The organism is Bacteroides sp. 3_1_23 (genome assembly GCF_000162555.1).
Taxonomy (GTDB): Bacteria; Bacteroidota; Bacteroidia; order Bacteroidales; family Bacteroidaceae; genus Bacteroides; species Bacteroides ovatus.
The window spans coordinates 1,815,490-1,831,724 of record NZ_GG774949.1; the positions used below are offsets into that span (position 1 = coordinate 1,815,490).

Below are 16,235 nucleotides of genomic sequence, written 5' to 3' on the forward strand. Positions count from 1 at the left end.
CTTTATCCATTAATAAAACATATACTGCCTCTTTTACTCATATTTATGAATCCAATCTAAAGTGACCTTAGTACCCTCTACCCTAGATACCGGCAAATGAGGAGCTATTGATTTTATAGGCTCCAAATTATGAACATTGTTCGTTGTCATATTATGCAGTCGGAAGCTAGTCATAGGGAAAGCGATTCCTATTTTTTTTAAACAATCCCCCACATATCCCATCCATCGGAAGCAAAAATAAGGGACATGAGGAATTTTAATACCTTCGATATTTGCTATTTCATTAGCCCAATCTGTGATAGAATAGGCTTCGTAGTCTCCTAGATAATACACATTTCTGTTCACTTTTTCAGACTCCGCCTTCAAGATAGATTCTATTTGATAAATAGCATTGTCAACATATCCATACGTCTTTTTACAAGCTTTCTTGCCCATATGAAAATACATACGATTCATCACAATATGGAAAAATTTATCGTAAGGTTCTCCAAACCATGGTCCCCAGATTGATGTGGGCCTTATAATGCTCCATGTATAAGACGGATTTGCCTTCTTTATTCTTCTTTCTGTTTCAACTTTACTTTCTCCATAAAGTGTATGAGGCGCATAGTCTTCAAAATCTTTAGGCATGTATCCGGGTTCACACACATACATTGATGAAGCAAACACTGCTTTTTGGACTGTACCAGCTTCATCAATTGCTTTCAACAGGTTACTTACTCCAGTCATATTGGCATCGTAATCTTTCAAAGTCAAGCCTCTTAAATCTGTTCGAGCTGCCAGATGAATCACTATATCCGGTTTGTATTCCACAATTTTCTCCCTCAACTCTTCATACTCTCTAATATCCACGCGTTTCCAAAATCTATTGTGAGAATCGATTTTAGGCTCATTAATATCGAAAGTAAGAAGTTCGGCATCTGTTTTTTTTAACAGATGTTCTATCAGATTAGTACCAATAAATCCGCTTCCACCTGTAATTAGTATCTTTTTCATTAATGAGGTATATGATTAATTTTCTTAGACTTTTTACTCATTATAAAAGGTTTATATATTCTTCTTGATAGCGCCTAGACATTACTTCAGAGGTAAACTCTTTAGTGTAAACGTATTGAATGTTTTCTGAAGCCTTTAAACTATCAAATTCCAGTATTCTTGTTATCCCTTCAAGCAACTCTTTCTGATTGTGTTGATTGTAGAGAATACCTGTATCATCTCCCAACATATTCATTACTGCTCTATGCGATGGAATATCAGACAAAAGCATAGGAAGTCCAACACTCATACTTTCCAACAAGGTATTCGCCAATCCTTCTGTATTGGAAGCCGATATATAAAAATCAGATGCAATTATATAATCATAAACCCTGTTTGAAAAACCAGGCATTATGATATTTGTACTTTCTTGTTTTTTAAGCTCATCCCACATGGGGCCCTTACCAAGCATCACAAGTCCAATGTCTGATCTGTCGAGTAAACGAAACGCATGGATGATAATATCAGGATTCTTTTCTTGTGAGAATCGACTAATAAAAATGAAATATTTCATCCCCTCTTTCAATCCAAATTCTTTTCGATATTTTGATTTTTCATCGTCATTATACTTCCAAACAGGCATAGAGGAACCATTAGGAATACATTTAAAATCCCAACCTTTATTAGTTAAATAATCTTCTCTAATATTGGGAGCACAACAAATCCCATTTTTTATCCAACGAGTGAAAATATGATCAAGTAAAATAACAATTTCACCTTTAATTTTGCCATATAATACAATCTGAAACTCATTTGGATAATTGTGAATAGTGAATATCTTAATAAATTTCTTTGGAAGAAATGCCATAAGATATAAAGATCGCGGACAATGAGCATGTAACACATTCGGTTCAATCTCATTAACAGTGTCTTTTAGCCTTAAATATAATGAAATTGGATTCAGAAATTTATTCTTCGAAAGTTGATATATACTTATAGGTAATTTTGAGAAATCATGCATTCTTGTCGTTTCTTTCTCTGGAACAAATGTAATAATAGAGACTTCAAATTTTAAGAAATCAATATTCTTAATGATGTTATACATTACATTGACAGGTCCTTCGTTGCATAGCGAGGACACTAAGTAGCAAATTCGTTTCTTTTCCATAGCCTATACCTCTATTGAAGAGCATTTTTAAGATAATCCCATGAAACTTTCTTTAAAATTTCAAGCTTTGAATTCACTTTATTGTAATCTATTTTTTTATTTTGCAGTTCACGGTATATAATTGGATCATTTTCATCAAAATATCTATCTTCAAGACCCACAGATTTAAGTAAATCCTTTAATCTACTATTTTTCCCATTACTAGGAGATATCACAACAAACTGTTTATTGTAAATCAAGCTGAAGGCTAATCCATGAAAAGAGTCCGTTATTACAAATTTAGCTCCGGCAATATACCTAATCCAATTCTCAATCGATGGTGGATAAACATACCTAAAACCAAATGTAGGTCTAATGGTTGAAATCATTTTTGGTGTTTTACCCAAAGATCTCGATAGCCTGATTGTTTTCTCCAATTGTAGTTTACCTCTATTGAGTAAATAACAAATCACCTCATCATTATTCACTATACTTCCTGTTATTTCATTATAGTCAGCATGTAATAGCGTAGGGTCTAAAACTACTTGTGAGTTGAGTTTAAATAAGCTATTCAAAAGATATTTTCCAGTCTCTTCTCTAACACTTATGCTACAAAATCTATGAAGAGAGCTATTTATGCTCGGTAGTAAACTCTGATATTGTTCAGGCCATTTTGAAATTCCAAAACTAGAAGCATAGGAGATTCTTCGAATGTCAGATTCTCCAAAATCCAAGAAGTATGCCAAGCATTTACTCTGACTGATCCCCGGATTCCAAACTTGATCACTGCCTACCATTAAACAATCATAATTTGAAGCTATTGCATTTAAGTCGTCCATAGATTGAATCACCTTTGTTTCACTAGGATAAAATGTTTCCATAAATCTATCAAACGCTTTTATCTTAAAATAAAAGATTATCGAACTATTCGATCTTTTTTCATCTTGCCGGAAATTTATAAATTCAACTTCATGACCTAGTTCTTTTAGGGCTCGACACGTTGCATAACTTTGCATTACTGCACCATAGTTTGCAGAATGATGATATGTTAGTAATCCGATTCTCATCACTTATTGATTAAATTTTACATACTGTTTATATGAATAGCGATGCGAAACTGCAACTTTAAAGTCATCCTTATACGTTCCAACACCTATCAAAAGAACTGGAATCTCATTTCCGGGAATATTCATTTCTTGCTTTATCTTTTTTATGACTCTCCATTTATGTCCCATAGTCAATGGTATGGTAGCTAATCCATTATAATGAAGGGAGTAAAGAAGATTCATCGCATAAAGTCCTCCATCAACAAAAGGTAGATTTTGTTCATAAAAGCCATAATTCCTCAAATCACCACATATAAGAATAGCACATTGCATTTGTTCATAAAACCCCTTGCTCCCTCCTTGTAACTTGAACATTTTTTCAACTAACTTATTTTCTGTATACACATGAATTACCCAACTCTGTCTATTACAAGCTGATGGAGTGCGTTCACAAAGTTTTAATGCAGCATAAACTTTATCTATATCTAATGGTGAATCACCAAAATCACGAATAGAAAAACGTGATTGAGAAAATGAATCAAAAGGACATTGGGTTTTACTTGAAACATCTTTTAAGCTAAGATTATATATTCCGCCAACATCATTGCTTTTTATATTGTAACAAGAGCACAATTTATTGAGTGCTATCTCTATATCAGCCATAGCAGCACCCATATTCTCATTAAATTCGATATACTTCTGTAAGACGGAGACAGATTCAACAACAAACTGTTTCGAGCCACCTTTTTTTAGCAAATCCGCAAGATCCTCAATAAGAGAAAATGCCTTTTCTTTTCCAAATCCCACCCTTACTCTACCAATAGACATTCCCTTTTCCAAGGCATGTATTCTGATTTGCAATTCAGCTTGTTTCTTATATATATCCTTTGTTTGATTTGTGCTTCCATTATACAAAGTCAATGAAAAGGATTCTCCTATTTTTTCATATATAATCCGTAGCCATACAATAAAGCTATTTCCTTTAATAGCTGATTTAAACCTTTCTTTCATTTGAAACAATCTAAAGATTTATTTACTCAATACATCATCAAACATTTTCACATACAGAGACGCAATTCTTCCAAACGAATAGTATTGTTCTGTATGCTCTGCCATTAAAGCTTTCAACTTACTATAATCACATGCATACTTATCTATGGCATTAGCCATTACACGAACTAAATCGTTTACATTCCCTGGTTCAAAAAGATATCCATTCACACCTTCAAGAATTTCATCAGAAAAGCCTAATAAATTTGATGCTATAATTGGAATATTATAATTAAATGCAATTTTTGTAGGGCCACTTTGAGACACTACTCTATAAGGTTGAACAAAATAGTCAGTGGAAGCAAATAGATTAGCTATTTCAGAATTATCTATTGACCGAATATCTATATCAAAAAGCTCTGGATATTTAATTTTTGTCTGATAAAAACTCCAATCTTTACACATACCATTAATCGATACCCTAAAGTTTCGATATCCTTTATCATAAAGTACACATGCAGCATCTATTAACAAATCAATATTTTTAGCATAATTAATTGTACCAAATGAAAGGAATCGAATAATACCATCTTTAGGTTTCACAATGGTAGGAACACCAAAGTCTTTTAAGGCTAATGGAATCTTAAATACCCTTGAACTAGGAAAATGTTTTTGAAAAAGCTCCGCTTGTGACTTAGAAAACATATTAACATATTTCACTCGTGAATAAACCAATCTACGCAGTATATTTAATAGTCTTTTATGTCCCATACCTATATGAACTTCTCCTTGATGTGCTGTTTGAATATAATGTCTCTTTGGTAATAAATAAAACATTGGCAATTTCCATGGTGAATAGATACTATCATTCATATAAATTATATCAGGAGTTTGCCTTTTTATAGCTTTGCCAAGGCGTATATTTATTAGAATATTCTTAGGATTGCGCATTTTATAATTGAACCTAAAAAATTCAATTGTCAAATTCATATTTTCTTTCCTTATTTGTTCGAAGTCTGACTCTTTGAACCTATTATTCCTACTAAAAAGTACGATCCAATGAATATCATAATGCTTTAAAATTTCATGCATATTGAAATAATTCAAATCGCAGTCAATGAAGCAATCTGGAGTAATCCAACATATTTTTTTCTTATTCATACAAAATAGGGTATAAGGTAAACACTAACGATATAAAGTTATTCACAATATTCATCGACAGAAGTATATATAATCCGTTTCATCGGATGCTAATCTCCATGAAGATTTACTATTGTAAGAGTAACCACCTCCTCGAACTTATACACTGATACTTTAAGTCATGATTTCGTTCGCCTATTATTTTTGCAGGAATGCCACCCACGATAGCATAATCTGGAACGTCTTTAGTCACTACAGCTCCTGCTGCCACTACCGCCCCCTTACCTATTGTTACCCCTTTTAATATTGTCGCTCCCACTCCAATCCAGACATAATCACCAATAACAATAGGTTGATGATCTCCTTCAAATGTGGGAGAGTTAACATCATGTCCACCGCTAATAATGTTGCATCGGTGACTAATCGAGACACTATTTCCAATAGTTATACCACCAAATGCTTGTAAAATACACCCTCTATTAATATGGGTATAGTTTCCTATATTTAGTTTTGTTACTCTGCCTATATATCCACACATATCAATTCGTGTATGATGGCCTATCTTGCCACCAAACATTATAAGACAATATTTACGTATTATGTGAGATGGAATATATGTAACTATATTGTTATAGAAATAACCAATTAGAGACATCAAAATAATTTTCAAATGGTTCATGGTCTTTTATTTTAATAGTTATCAATAAGTTCTATCCATCGTTGACCAACTCGTCTGACATCAAATTCTCGGCTTTTTTCCATGGCTTTAACGCTGATTATTTCTTTATTCTTTTTTGATAACAATATAAATTCTTTTATCTTCTGTACATATTCACCTTCATCGAATGGCGTAATGACATATCCATTGACCTTATCATCTATTATATCTGGTAGAGATGCAAATGAATTAAAAACAAATGGCACACATCCATACTGCATTGCTTCAATTAAGACCATACTAAATCCCTCGTAGTTACTTGTCATGCAACTGCATACGGCTTTTTTATAATATTCCGTCGGATTTTGAAAATCATGAAATGTGATACGTTTAAGACGCATTTCATGAGCCAGATTCTCATACAATTCTTTTTCGGGTCCTCCTCCTACTATTTCAAGTCTATAATCGAGTAATTCATTTTGCAGTCTTTTCCAAATATTAAGAAGAGATTGAAAACGCTTTTGTCTAGTATTTATTCTTCCGACATATAGAATCATTTTCTCTTTCTTCTGATAATCCAATTGATATTCTTCATCAATACAGAATGGATTGGGCAAAGCACATATACATTTAGGGTTGAAATCATAAAAACTTTTTAGGTCATCCCTAAAGAAATCAGAAAGAAGGACTATCTTCATTTTATTTAATTCAATTCTTCTGAATGATGCTAAATATCTCAAATCAAAACGTATACGTTTTAAGCATCTGTCAACAAAAGATTCTTTCAATATATTTGGCAACTTTGCCGAACTGGGATACATCAATTTGGATGGAACATTGTGTACATGAAAGAAAACCTTTTTATCAATTAACCGAGAACAGTAATTGAACAATTGATAACTTGGAAATGGACAAATTACAATATCTACAGCCATTTCCATCATTACCTTGTCTAACTTATCAAAATATCCAACATTATCAATAGAATACTCCATAAATATCGCTTTGGTATAGACGGAATTTTTATCATAATCAGTTTTTCTTTGATACGTAGCAAACACATTATATCCATGCTCCCTAAAATAAGGCACAAGATTATGATATACCCTTTCGACTCCTCCAGTTGTGGGATCTATTGCATTCGTAAACGTTATAAGTATATTTTTCATATACTATATTTCAGAATTGATGTATTCAACAAATTGTTTGTATTGAAGTTGATTATCAAATGATTGAGCTCTCAATACTGAATGTTGAGCCATATTTTCTAATTTAGCTTTATCCATACCATATATATTTTCCATTGCTGCAGCCAATGAATTAACCAGATTCGCATCATTCTCCACAACAATGCCGCACTCTTCATTAACGATTTCCGGCATTCCTCCACTTCTCGTTATAATGACAGGCAAGGAGCTTGCAATTGCCTCAAGGCAGGTAAGTGCAAAAGGCTCCTCCCATATGGAAGGGAATACACCCACATTTGCAATTTGATAATATCGATGAATGACTTCATACTTTACAAAGCCTGTAAATATGACCCGTTCTCCCAACTGATGAATGATAGACGCAAGTTCTTTTTCGAATAGGGACACGTAAGTAGAAGAAAATGCAAAACTTCCGACAATAAGCAAATAGGCATCAGGCATTTTATCTTTAGATTCCAAGAAAGCAAGTAGCAATTCTTTTATACCTTTGTAATTTCTCAATCTACCCGAGAAAACAAAAAGAAAAGAATTTGCAGGAATATTTAATGACTTTCTCAATGTATGTCTTTCTTCATTTGTAGTCCTTACATTGAACTGATTAAAATTAATTGAATTATATAATAGCTTGATGGCAGCACCATATTTTCCTTCAACATTTTTCTGCAACACAGTGCATATATAGTTGCTAATCCCCAAATAAAGGTCTGTTGATTTTGCATTCAAATCATCCCAATGACGCAAGCTATGGGGCGGTACATTATGTATGCGTTGTATAACGGGCAATGCGGTTTTCCTCTTTATATAATCAGCATTAATTGAAGAACCTTCCAAAAGAACAGCATCAATATTGTTACAATTCTTGATGAAACGAACCAACGCGCTTGCATAACAATATCCAATAAATGGCAGACCTGTCCGTAAGGCTATAAAATTATAACAACGCTTTAGAAAGTCTGTCATTCGATTCAAAATACTCGAAGTACTAACAAAGTGAAAATGGGTATATCTATACTCTTTTGCCTTTTCTCTTGCATTAACGTTATCAATAGAAAGAATTTCAAGCTGCATTTGCTTTTCTTTTTCATTGGTATCAACCAGAAGCTGAACCAATGTTTCTACTGCACCTCCCAAAACTGACGGTATGGGTAATGTCCCATTATTCATTATAGCGATTCTTTTCATACAAGGATATTTTATAAATGAGATATAAACATATTGCTTGTATCAGAAAACATCCTTGACGGACAAATTCAGCAGACGTAAATGCACAAGTCAGAATGTATCCGAACCATACAGAAAGATATAAATATTTCTTGGGAAGTTTTGCAAATGCCGCTTTTAGTGACCACCATAACATTCCAATCAGGCTAAGTACTCCGGTCATCCAACTAATTCCCAACAATCCCCAATCGTAATAATGCAAGCCGTATGATTCATTTCTCACAATTTCTAAAGAATAAGATGTTCTCAATGCCCGGTTACATAATCCAGAACCCAAAAACATCTCTACCGCACTCTTATAATGATTACCATAATAATGGAACAAAGTTGCATATCTAATATAATCTTTATTACCAAAAGTCTGGTCGGATTCTTGCCTCTCCATCATTCTTTCAAAAACCGTTTGGAAGATGGGAGTAAGATAAAGCAGATAAGCACCTAATCCCCCTAATGCACACCAGAAGACAAGTTTCTTTGAAAAGCCGTTAAATCTTATAATCATTATTATAGAAAATACAGCAGAAAAGAACAGTAAAGTTCTAAATCCAAATAACAACATACACACCAATGAAAGCAACATGGGAAGTGTATAGTTCATTTTCTTCTCCAAGATTTTATTCAAACTATAAAAATATCCCAATGAATTAATGGACATTCCCACCATTCGAATTCGTCGGTTCAACACATCTATAGTTTCATTGTACTGATTGTTTTTATCTAGAAATACAAGTTTGGGATAGACTGAAACTTGATATAAGTAACAAAAGCAGAATATGATAAAAGCCCAGAACAATACCTTTTCAAGAACTTCAATACTTACATTGTATTTGCACAAGACAAAATAAAATACAATCATAAGATATATATTATATTCGCCCATAATACTGACAGGACTTTCATTCCTAAAATACATACACGACAAGATGCTTAGAAAGCAGCTAACTACAAAGATGGAAATGGGCTTACTGTAAGATGTTCCTTTTTTATAATAAAAGAAGAAAACACCCACCAACACGATAAATAAGTATCTAGGTATTGGAAGAAGACCGTAACCTTGTTCCAATATCAGACAAACTATTAATAATATCGGAAAGGAGTTTGCCAATGGATATCTTTTGACTATTGCATTATTCATCGTTGTATGGCCTGCTTTATAAATGTTTCCGAAGTCCGGACTATAATATCTAAATTAGGGGTGTTAAGAGACATTTCCTGAATATCCCCGCTATCTACATTAACTGTCGAATTTTCTATGCCGAAAGTATTCATTACATCCAGAGCCCGTCCATCGCCGGGCGCATTGAACAATACGGTTTTAAAAGGCTTGTTGAATATTATAGAAAATGCGGTTCCATGAAATGATGTTGTAACGACACATGAGGCATTGGCAAACAATCCCACAAATTCAAAAGGAGATGCTGTCAATATTCGATTCTTCATTTTTTTATATTCAGCCTCTGCTGTTACTTCAACAACACTCATGTGGTGTAATGCAGCATATTTATTTGCCATATCCAGTACCCTATCGTCTCTCTTTACCTGATATACAAGAAGGTATGGTTTGTCGGTAAAAGTTGGTTTGATAGCTACCTTTTGCCATTCATTGGCAGATAATAAAAACACAGGGTCTATAACTTTCGTTATTTCTTTATTTATGAGTGGTTGCAAAATATTTTTAAGCTCTGACTCTCTAACTGAAATATTCTCAAAATTGGAGAGTACTTCTTTATATTTTTTATAGTCATCGGAGATGATTCGTTTGGCTTCAGTACTAGCTGCATAGGATATAAATTTGCCTTTATGACTGACACTTCCACAAAAGAATTTATCAAAGCCATTGGTAATGCTAGGATTCCAAACTTGGTCACTGCCACAAATTATTATATCATAGCCTGTGACTTCACTGTCTGTTTCCGTATATTTCCGAGTTGAAAGAGGTAAGCTATCTATAAATGATTGAAATTTGTCAGAACGTTCTTTTCTTACCGTTAAGAACGGTAATATTCTAAGAACAAAGATAACTTTTCGTATTATATTAAGTCGGGAAATTCTACGCCAAGGCATAATACCATGGGACATAGTTAACGATTTGGGTCTATAATCTATTATCTCCGCATCATAGTTATTCTTCCGCAAATACGTTACTAAAGCATAGGTCTGCAACACGGCCCCATAATTGTGAGCACAATGAAATGTCAATATTCCTATCTTCATATTAAATGGATAATTTCCGCTTAATTTTGTCCATAAACATTCTTAGTTGGTAACGATAACCTACATTTCCATATTTCCTGGCAACATACAAAAATCCTCTTTTTTGATAATCCTTTGCAAATTGATGCCAACGAGGATCTACAGACGAAGGATGTTGCAGATTGGGTTGCAATGAATTCATCAAGTCTACATGCTTTGTATGCAGCATATAAGAACATTCCCTAAAAAAACTACACCCCTTATCCGTGTTACAAATAACGAGCGAGATTCCTTTATTGTCTGTATTCATTTTCGGTACGACTTTTTCATATCCCCAAAAGTCTCCGATAGTCAAATCAGAAGGTCTGGAAAGATTGCAATATTTACAATGCTCACAAGAGGGCCGGGAAATTAATCCTGAATAAAAAAGATACCTTAACAGAAAGTCTTTATGAATAGAGTTATCTGTAAAAGTAAAACTTTCCATGGGTGGTTGGTTCCACCCAATGGATTTTTCTCGAAATTCTAATTTGATAACGTTTGATTTGAATTTTGATTCTGTATAGCCAAGATAATCTTTCCATATAGAAGGACTGGGCACTGCATGACAAATAATGTCTATAAGAATGAGATTTTTTCTTTGAGCTTTTCCTATATAACTATTCAAACCTGCTGTTTGACATGGAGTACCAGAGAATAAAACAACCAAACCTGCCTTCAAATCTTGCTTCACTTGGCGGAACACCGTATTCATATCGCTCTGTACATACTTACTTCCCTTGAATTCGCTACATTCTTCTTTTGTAGTTGCTCGTTTATGGACGACTCTAAAATGGTCAGCATATCCTGCACCATACACAACGCCACCATGTTCCAGAATATAATCAGACATAGCAACAAATACGGCTCCAGAACGGCTATATCTTAATTCTTCCTCATTTTTATGCCTTGCCGCATAAGCTAAAGGGTTATCTATATTTAAGCTTTTATCGTAATCGTCATTAAAAGCACACACCTTCTCACACAGACCGCAATCAACACACTTGCTTCGATCCACTTCCGGATAGAGAAATCCAAGCGCATCTGGTTTCATCGTGATAGCATCATGAGCGCAAATACTGGCACATGCAGTACATCCGCAACAATCTGCCTGATTATTGATATTTATCATTGTATCAACCGGATTTTTCTTATTACTATTATAAAGACCATCGTCGATAAGAACACTACAAATGGCGCAGTAAATGAGTATATATTTACTATAGAATTTGATGCTATCTTACCAACTATCATACCGATGATTGATATAAAGAGAGGATGAAAGATGTATATGTAAAGCGAATCTTTATTTCCAATAGTCGAATATATAGTTGGTTCTTTCTTCTTGAATGATAATACTAACAAGAATAGACATAGCGCAAGCAACGTGCTACTAAAATAATGTTCACGTCCGGGATTCTTGTCTAAATATAGCAATACCCATTTTTCCATTAGAGACGTCAATGAGAATAAAATGCCCCCAATAAGCCAATAATAGTATTTAATTTTACTAATCTTGTCACTATACTTCTTCAGACATGCCCCCAATGCAAAATATGGTAGACCGACAAACAAAAAGTTCCGTACATAGATAACTGGAAACTCTCTATCGAGAAAAAGTAAACTATACTTACCCAATATTAAGTCTGTCAGCAATAATATAGGAATGGCATAGAACATATATTTCCAAATCTTATACTTGCTTATAATCATTGCTATCAATAGTACATATAAATATGCCCCCAAATACCAAAGATGACCGCCAAAAGGATTTTCATTAAGAACTATAAAATTAAATAATTCACGAAGTGATGGTATGTAAACACTCCCTTGATGTATTGCCACAGCTTCTTTATAACAAGCAAACAACAACGTAGACCATACGATGATGTGCAAAATATTCCTAGTACTGCGTTTTAATCTCGATATTTCTATATCGCCATCGTTGAATAACAAATAACCACTAATCATAAAAAAGCAAGGCACTGCGCAACGTGTGAGTGGCAAGATGTAATCATGATATACACAATCAGTGTGAAGGAATACCACAAGGATTGCACATATAAACTTAAGAATATCTATTGAATAATTACGTTCTATCATCTTCTGATTTTTGCACATAAAGCACTGACCTTTGCCCAGACAAAAACTCTTTCTTCTTTACTACATCCTATATAAAATATCGAAATTGATGTGGTAAGTATTGACACTACAGATATAACTAAAAAGGATAAAAAGGTTTCATTTATGTTCTTTAATAATAATATTGGTAGAATCGCTGATGTTGACATTACCATCAAGACTTTTAAATACACATGTTTCAAATACTTGACAGAAGACAATCCAATCATTCCTCTGAGCATATAAAGACGTGCAACTAAACAGCATTGAGATATAAATATTGCAACAAACAATACAGACTCCGGTACACACCCCAAACGAAGAAAGATATATGATATAGGGAGATTCAGCATCTGCAGACCACCTACCATAATCTGATAGTTCCGAATTCTACCCGTGGCAAGCATGGCCGTAATCAATGGATTTGAAATAGATTCACTCATGGCAAAAAGCAACGTTAGCCGCACAAACAGAACTGCATGTTCCGGCACCAATTTCAGCCATAGCCCAAGAATATAGTGAGTATTGATAATCACCGGCAATGAGAGCAACAACAACATATAAAATGAGAACTTCGCTCCTTGAAAGATAAGTGCCATCATATAGTCTTGATTGCCAGAAGCATAAGATTTTGTAATTTGCGGATTTAATGCTGTCATAAAATTACTAACAAATCCTGAAATTGCTGAATTTACTTGCATAGCAATACCTTTAGCTGCATTTACAGACGGACCGAAAAACAAATTAATGACAACATTTCCACCTTGATCTCTTAACACGGATGAAGCAGCTCCAATGAAATTCCATCCTGCAAACCCAAACATATTCTTTAGAAGTTTTTTATCCCAACAAAAATGATAAGTACACTCTTTGAAATGCCTTTTACAATAATAGCCATAAGTAAAACGAATAATTATTGCTACAGAACACATCAAAATTGAATAAAACACCAATTTATCCATAGGAGCTATAACGATCAAATATGCAATAATAAGTTTGCCTATAGCTTCCAATATACTGATATAAGCAAAGGCCGACATTTTTTCATGTGCTATTATAGATGCGTTATATGGAACACTTATAAGATTTATGACAAAAGTGACAACAGAAAATTGGAGTACCCAATTAGCTGCCAGTATTCTATCTGCTGGAATAATCATCTTAGAATTAAGAAACCATACACCAACAATCTCTATTAATATGACTACGATTAAAGACAACAATATTTGGATAGTAACCGATGCTGAAAATATCTTATTCAGCTTACTTTGATCACCTTTCCCCAATTCAAAGGTAATAAATCTACTGATAGAAGCAGATAATGACCCCGATATTACCGAAAACATAGCTACAACGCCACCTACGACATTATATATACCAAAATCTTCAACTCCTAGAGCATCTAGTATGACACGTGAAGTATATAAACTCACGATCATCATAAAAAGCATACGAATATAGAGAAGTAAGGTATTCTTCGCTATTCGTTTATTGTTGTCTGTCGCTTGAGACATGTAAATATTTACTATATGCCTATAATACCTTTAAAGGTTATTCGGCACCTCCTATGTCATACTTTTGATTAATAATTTGATTATTGCCTCTCACCTATCGGCTCTACATACCCGACCGGCATATCCGCACAAGCACACCCCAGCATATTCAACCGGACAGCAATCTTACTTCTACCATCTACTGTAACAAGCTCTCCTACAAGCCCCGTCAAAGGACCTTTAATAACACGTACTTTCTCACCACGTGCCAAAGGAGCACTATTCATACAGATTGCCTCTTCGGAATAGTCGAGCATAAAACGGAAACGGGCCATTTGTTCATCAGGAATGATAGTCGGACTGCTCTCACCGCGCATTACCATATACCGACTAACTGTAGAAAAAGAAAGAACCTCTTTACGTTCTTTAGGATCAGCATGTACAAAGACCATCATGGGAAGCAGCACGGATTCAACCACTTTACGGCGGTCGCTCCATTGATGTACTTCTTGCTGGACCGGTACAAAATTTTCAATCCCCATTTTGTCTAAACGTTCGGCTACTTTCTTCTCATGATGCATACGAACCAGAGCAACATACCAGCGTTTAGAGTGTGCTACGCCTTCCCCTGTCCCAATTTTAGGCCCAGCACTTAAAGTTTCTTTCGTTAGAATCATACTTTTTTACCCCTTATGTGTCCGTTACTTCTTAGGTAACGGATAAGGTATTTATTCACAGGAAAACAGATGAAAACAGAAAAACATGGACAAGAACCGCCTACAGCAATGTTTTTCTAACCTACGCGAAGGGAAAAGCATCTTTGAAAACAGAATATAGGAATATCGGGCATGATCAAACAGAATCATCATGTCCTGATATATTTTTGTTGCATATTTCAACAAATCAGAAAAAAAAGAAGATTTTACTTGTTTACTATTTGTATTTTTGCATATCTTTGCACCGAATAATTATCCGTTACCTAAGAAGTAACAGAAACATTTCGCCCTTGATTTCTAACACTTTACCGTTAATTACCTACCTAAACGATAGTTCCTAATGTAAGATAAATTCCCTTTATTTACCTCTGTACGTTCTCTTAGCTCAAAACCCTTTAAATAGATTTGTGTGGTTTTTATTGATTTGTGTCCCAATGATTCACTGATCATTTCAATTGGCACTCCACGATACTTGGCTGTCGTTGCCCAGGAATGACGGAGTGTGTAAGAAGAAACGGGAGAATTCAAACGTAGAGCTCTCGCCAAATCCTTCAAACAATTATTGAATCTCCGAAGAGCAGACTGATATTCACGGTATGCCCTTTCATCCTTCCGTTTTTTATTACCGCAAAGTATGTCGAACAGATAGTCCGGACAATCAGGAATGGGTTCCTGATTACTTCGGAGTTGATTAATCATTCCTCTGGCAGTATCAAGCACTTCCACGCTCATGGGAGTTTTCGTCTTGATTCGATTATAGCGTAATACACTCTGATCTAAAGCCGATTTTTCCAGATGAGCTAAATCAGCGAATGACATTCCACAAAACTGGAACATCAGAGCAGCAATAGTTTGTGTACGACGTAAACGCTCCGATTTGGGATCCTCATACAAAAGTCTGTGCAACTCACCGGCAGGCAAAGCTTTCTTTTGTCGGACATCCACACCTGTATAGACATCATGAAATAATCGGGGAACATAAGGGGCACTCCCTGCTTCCACTCCCCGATTGTAAATGCTACGAAGCATACGCATATACGTAGAAATCGTATTAGGCTTCAAACCACACTCATAAAGATACTGACCATAACGTCGTAAACGTTCTTTGGTGACCTGCCTGAACGACATATTCAACGTACCACAAAACTTACTGAAAGAATAAAGGGCATTCTTATAGACATGCGCTGTAGAATAGCGCCCCTCCTTTCGTAAACGATTGATGTAGTTCTCCCCACATCGACTGAATCCATTTTTATTCATCATTTGCATCACTAGTTATTTTATATAT

The 16,235-nt window shown here is 34.6% G+C and carries 15 protein-coding genes; all 15 read right to left on the reverse strand.

All coding sequences use genetic code 11. The annotated features are described in order from the left end of the window. Positions 1 to 33 precede the first annotated feature (33 nt). Positions 34 to 996, reverse strand: coding sequence for an NAD-dependent epimerase/dehydratase family protein (locus HMPREF9010_RS17165; protein ID WP_004295812.1), 963 nt, complete (start codon positions 994 to 996; stop codon positions 34 to 36). A gap of 40 nt (positions 997 to 1,036) precedes the next feature. Next, entirely contained in the window at positions 1,037 to 2,143 is a 1,107-nt protein-coding gene (locus HMPREF9010_RS17160) for a glycosyltransferase family 4 protein (RefSeq protein WP_004308889.1), read from the reverse strand. 11 nt (positions 2,144 to 2,154) lie between these two features. Next, entirely contained in the window at positions 2,155 to 3,189 is a 1,035-nt protein-coding gene (locus HMPREF9010_RS17155) for a polysaccharide pyruvyl transferase family protein (protein WP_032852501.1), read from the reverse strand. A gap of 3 nt (positions 3,190 to 3,192) precedes the next feature. Further along, entirely contained in the window at positions 3,193 to 4,179 is a 987-nt protein-coding gene (locus HMPREF9010_RS17150) for a nitroreductase family protein (protein ID WP_004295809.1), read from the reverse strand. A gap of 18 nt (positions 4,180 to 4,197) precedes the next feature. Beyond that, positions 4,198 to 5,319: a glycosyltransferase family 4 protein gene (locus tag HMPREF9010_RS17145; RefSeq protein WP_004295808.1), complete on the reverse strand. Its 1,122-nt coding sequence runs from the start codon at positions 5,317 to 5,319 to the stop codon at positions 4,198 to 4,200. Between the two features lie 109 nt (positions 5,320 to 5,428). After that, positions 5,429 to 5,977: an acyltransferase gene (locus HMPREF9010_RS17140; protein ID WP_004295807.1), complete on the reverse strand. Its 549-nt coding sequence runs from the start codon at positions 5,975 to 5,977 to the stop codon at positions 5,429 to 5,431. 11 nt (positions 5,978 to 5,988) lie between these two features. Further along, positions 5,989 to 7,125 (reverse strand): glycosyltransferase, encoded by a 1,137-nt coding sequence (locus tag HMPREF9010_RS17135; RefSeq protein WP_004295806.1) that lies wholly within the window; start codon positions 7,123 to 7,125, stop codon positions 5,989 to 5,991. 3 nt (positions 7,126 to 7,128) lie between these two features. Next, positions 7,129 to 8,346: a glycosyltransferase family 4 protein gene (locus HMPREF9010_RS17130; protein ID WP_004295805.1), complete on the reverse strand. Its 1,218-nt coding sequence runs from the start codon at positions 8,344 to 8,346 to the stop codon at positions 7,129 to 7,131. Then, entirely contained in the window at positions 8,321 to 8,887 is a 567-nt protein-coding gene (locus tag HMPREF9010_RS26485) for a hypothetical protein (RefSeq protein ID WP_229095204.1), read from the reverse strand. Before HMPREF9010_RS26485 ends, HMPREF9010_RS17130 begins: the two co-directional genes overlap by 26 nt. A gap of 629 nt (positions 8,888 to 9,516) precedes the next feature. After that, the gene (locus tag HMPREF9010_RS17120; RefSeq protein WP_008647999.1) at positions 9,517 to 10,599 is read right to left on the reverse strand and encodes a polysaccharide pyruvyl transferase family protein; all 1,083 of its coding nucleotides are present in this window, start codon (positions 10,597 to 10,599) and stop codon (positions 9,517 to 9,519) included. A gap of 1 nt (position 10,600) precedes the next feature. Next, a complete protein-coding gene (locus HMPREF9010_RS17115) occupies positions 10,601 to 11,749 on the reverse strand; it encodes a Coenzyme F420 hydrogenase/dehydrogenase, beta subunit C-terminal domain (protein ID WP_008648000.1) in 1,149 nt (382 codons plus the stop codon). Beyond that, the gene (locus HMPREF9010_RS17110; RefSeq protein ID WP_004295801.1) at positions 11,746 to 12,738 is read right to left on the reverse strand and encodes an acyltransferase family protein; all 993 of its coding nucleotides are present in this window, start codon (positions 12,736 to 12,738) and stop codon (positions 11,746 to 11,748) included. The genes HMPREF9010_RS17115 and HMPREF9010_RS17110 overlap by 4 nt, the downstream gene beginning before the upstream one ends. Then, a complete protein-coding gene (locus HMPREF9010_RS17105) occupies positions 12,717 to 14,252 on the reverse strand; it encodes an oligosaccharide flippase family protein (RefSeq protein WP_004295800.1) in 1,536 nt (511 codons plus the stop codon). Before HMPREF9010_RS17105 ends, HMPREF9010_RS17110 begins: the two co-directional genes overlap by 22 nt. A gap of 80 nt (positions 14,253 to 14,332) precedes the next feature. Further along, complete coding sequence (locus HMPREF9010_RS17100) at positions 14,333 to 14,908, reverse strand: UpxY family transcription antiterminator (RefSeq protein WP_004295799.1); 576 nt, start codon at positions 14,906 to 14,908, stop codon at positions 14,333 to 14,335. A gap of 354 nt (positions 14,909 to 15,262) precedes the next feature. Further along, entirely contained in the window at positions 15,263 to 16,216 is a 954-nt protein-coding gene (locus HMPREF9010_RS17095) for a tyrosine-type DNA invertase cluster 3b (protein ID WP_004295797.1), read from the reverse strand. Positions 16,217 to 16,235 lie beyond the last annotated feature (19 nt).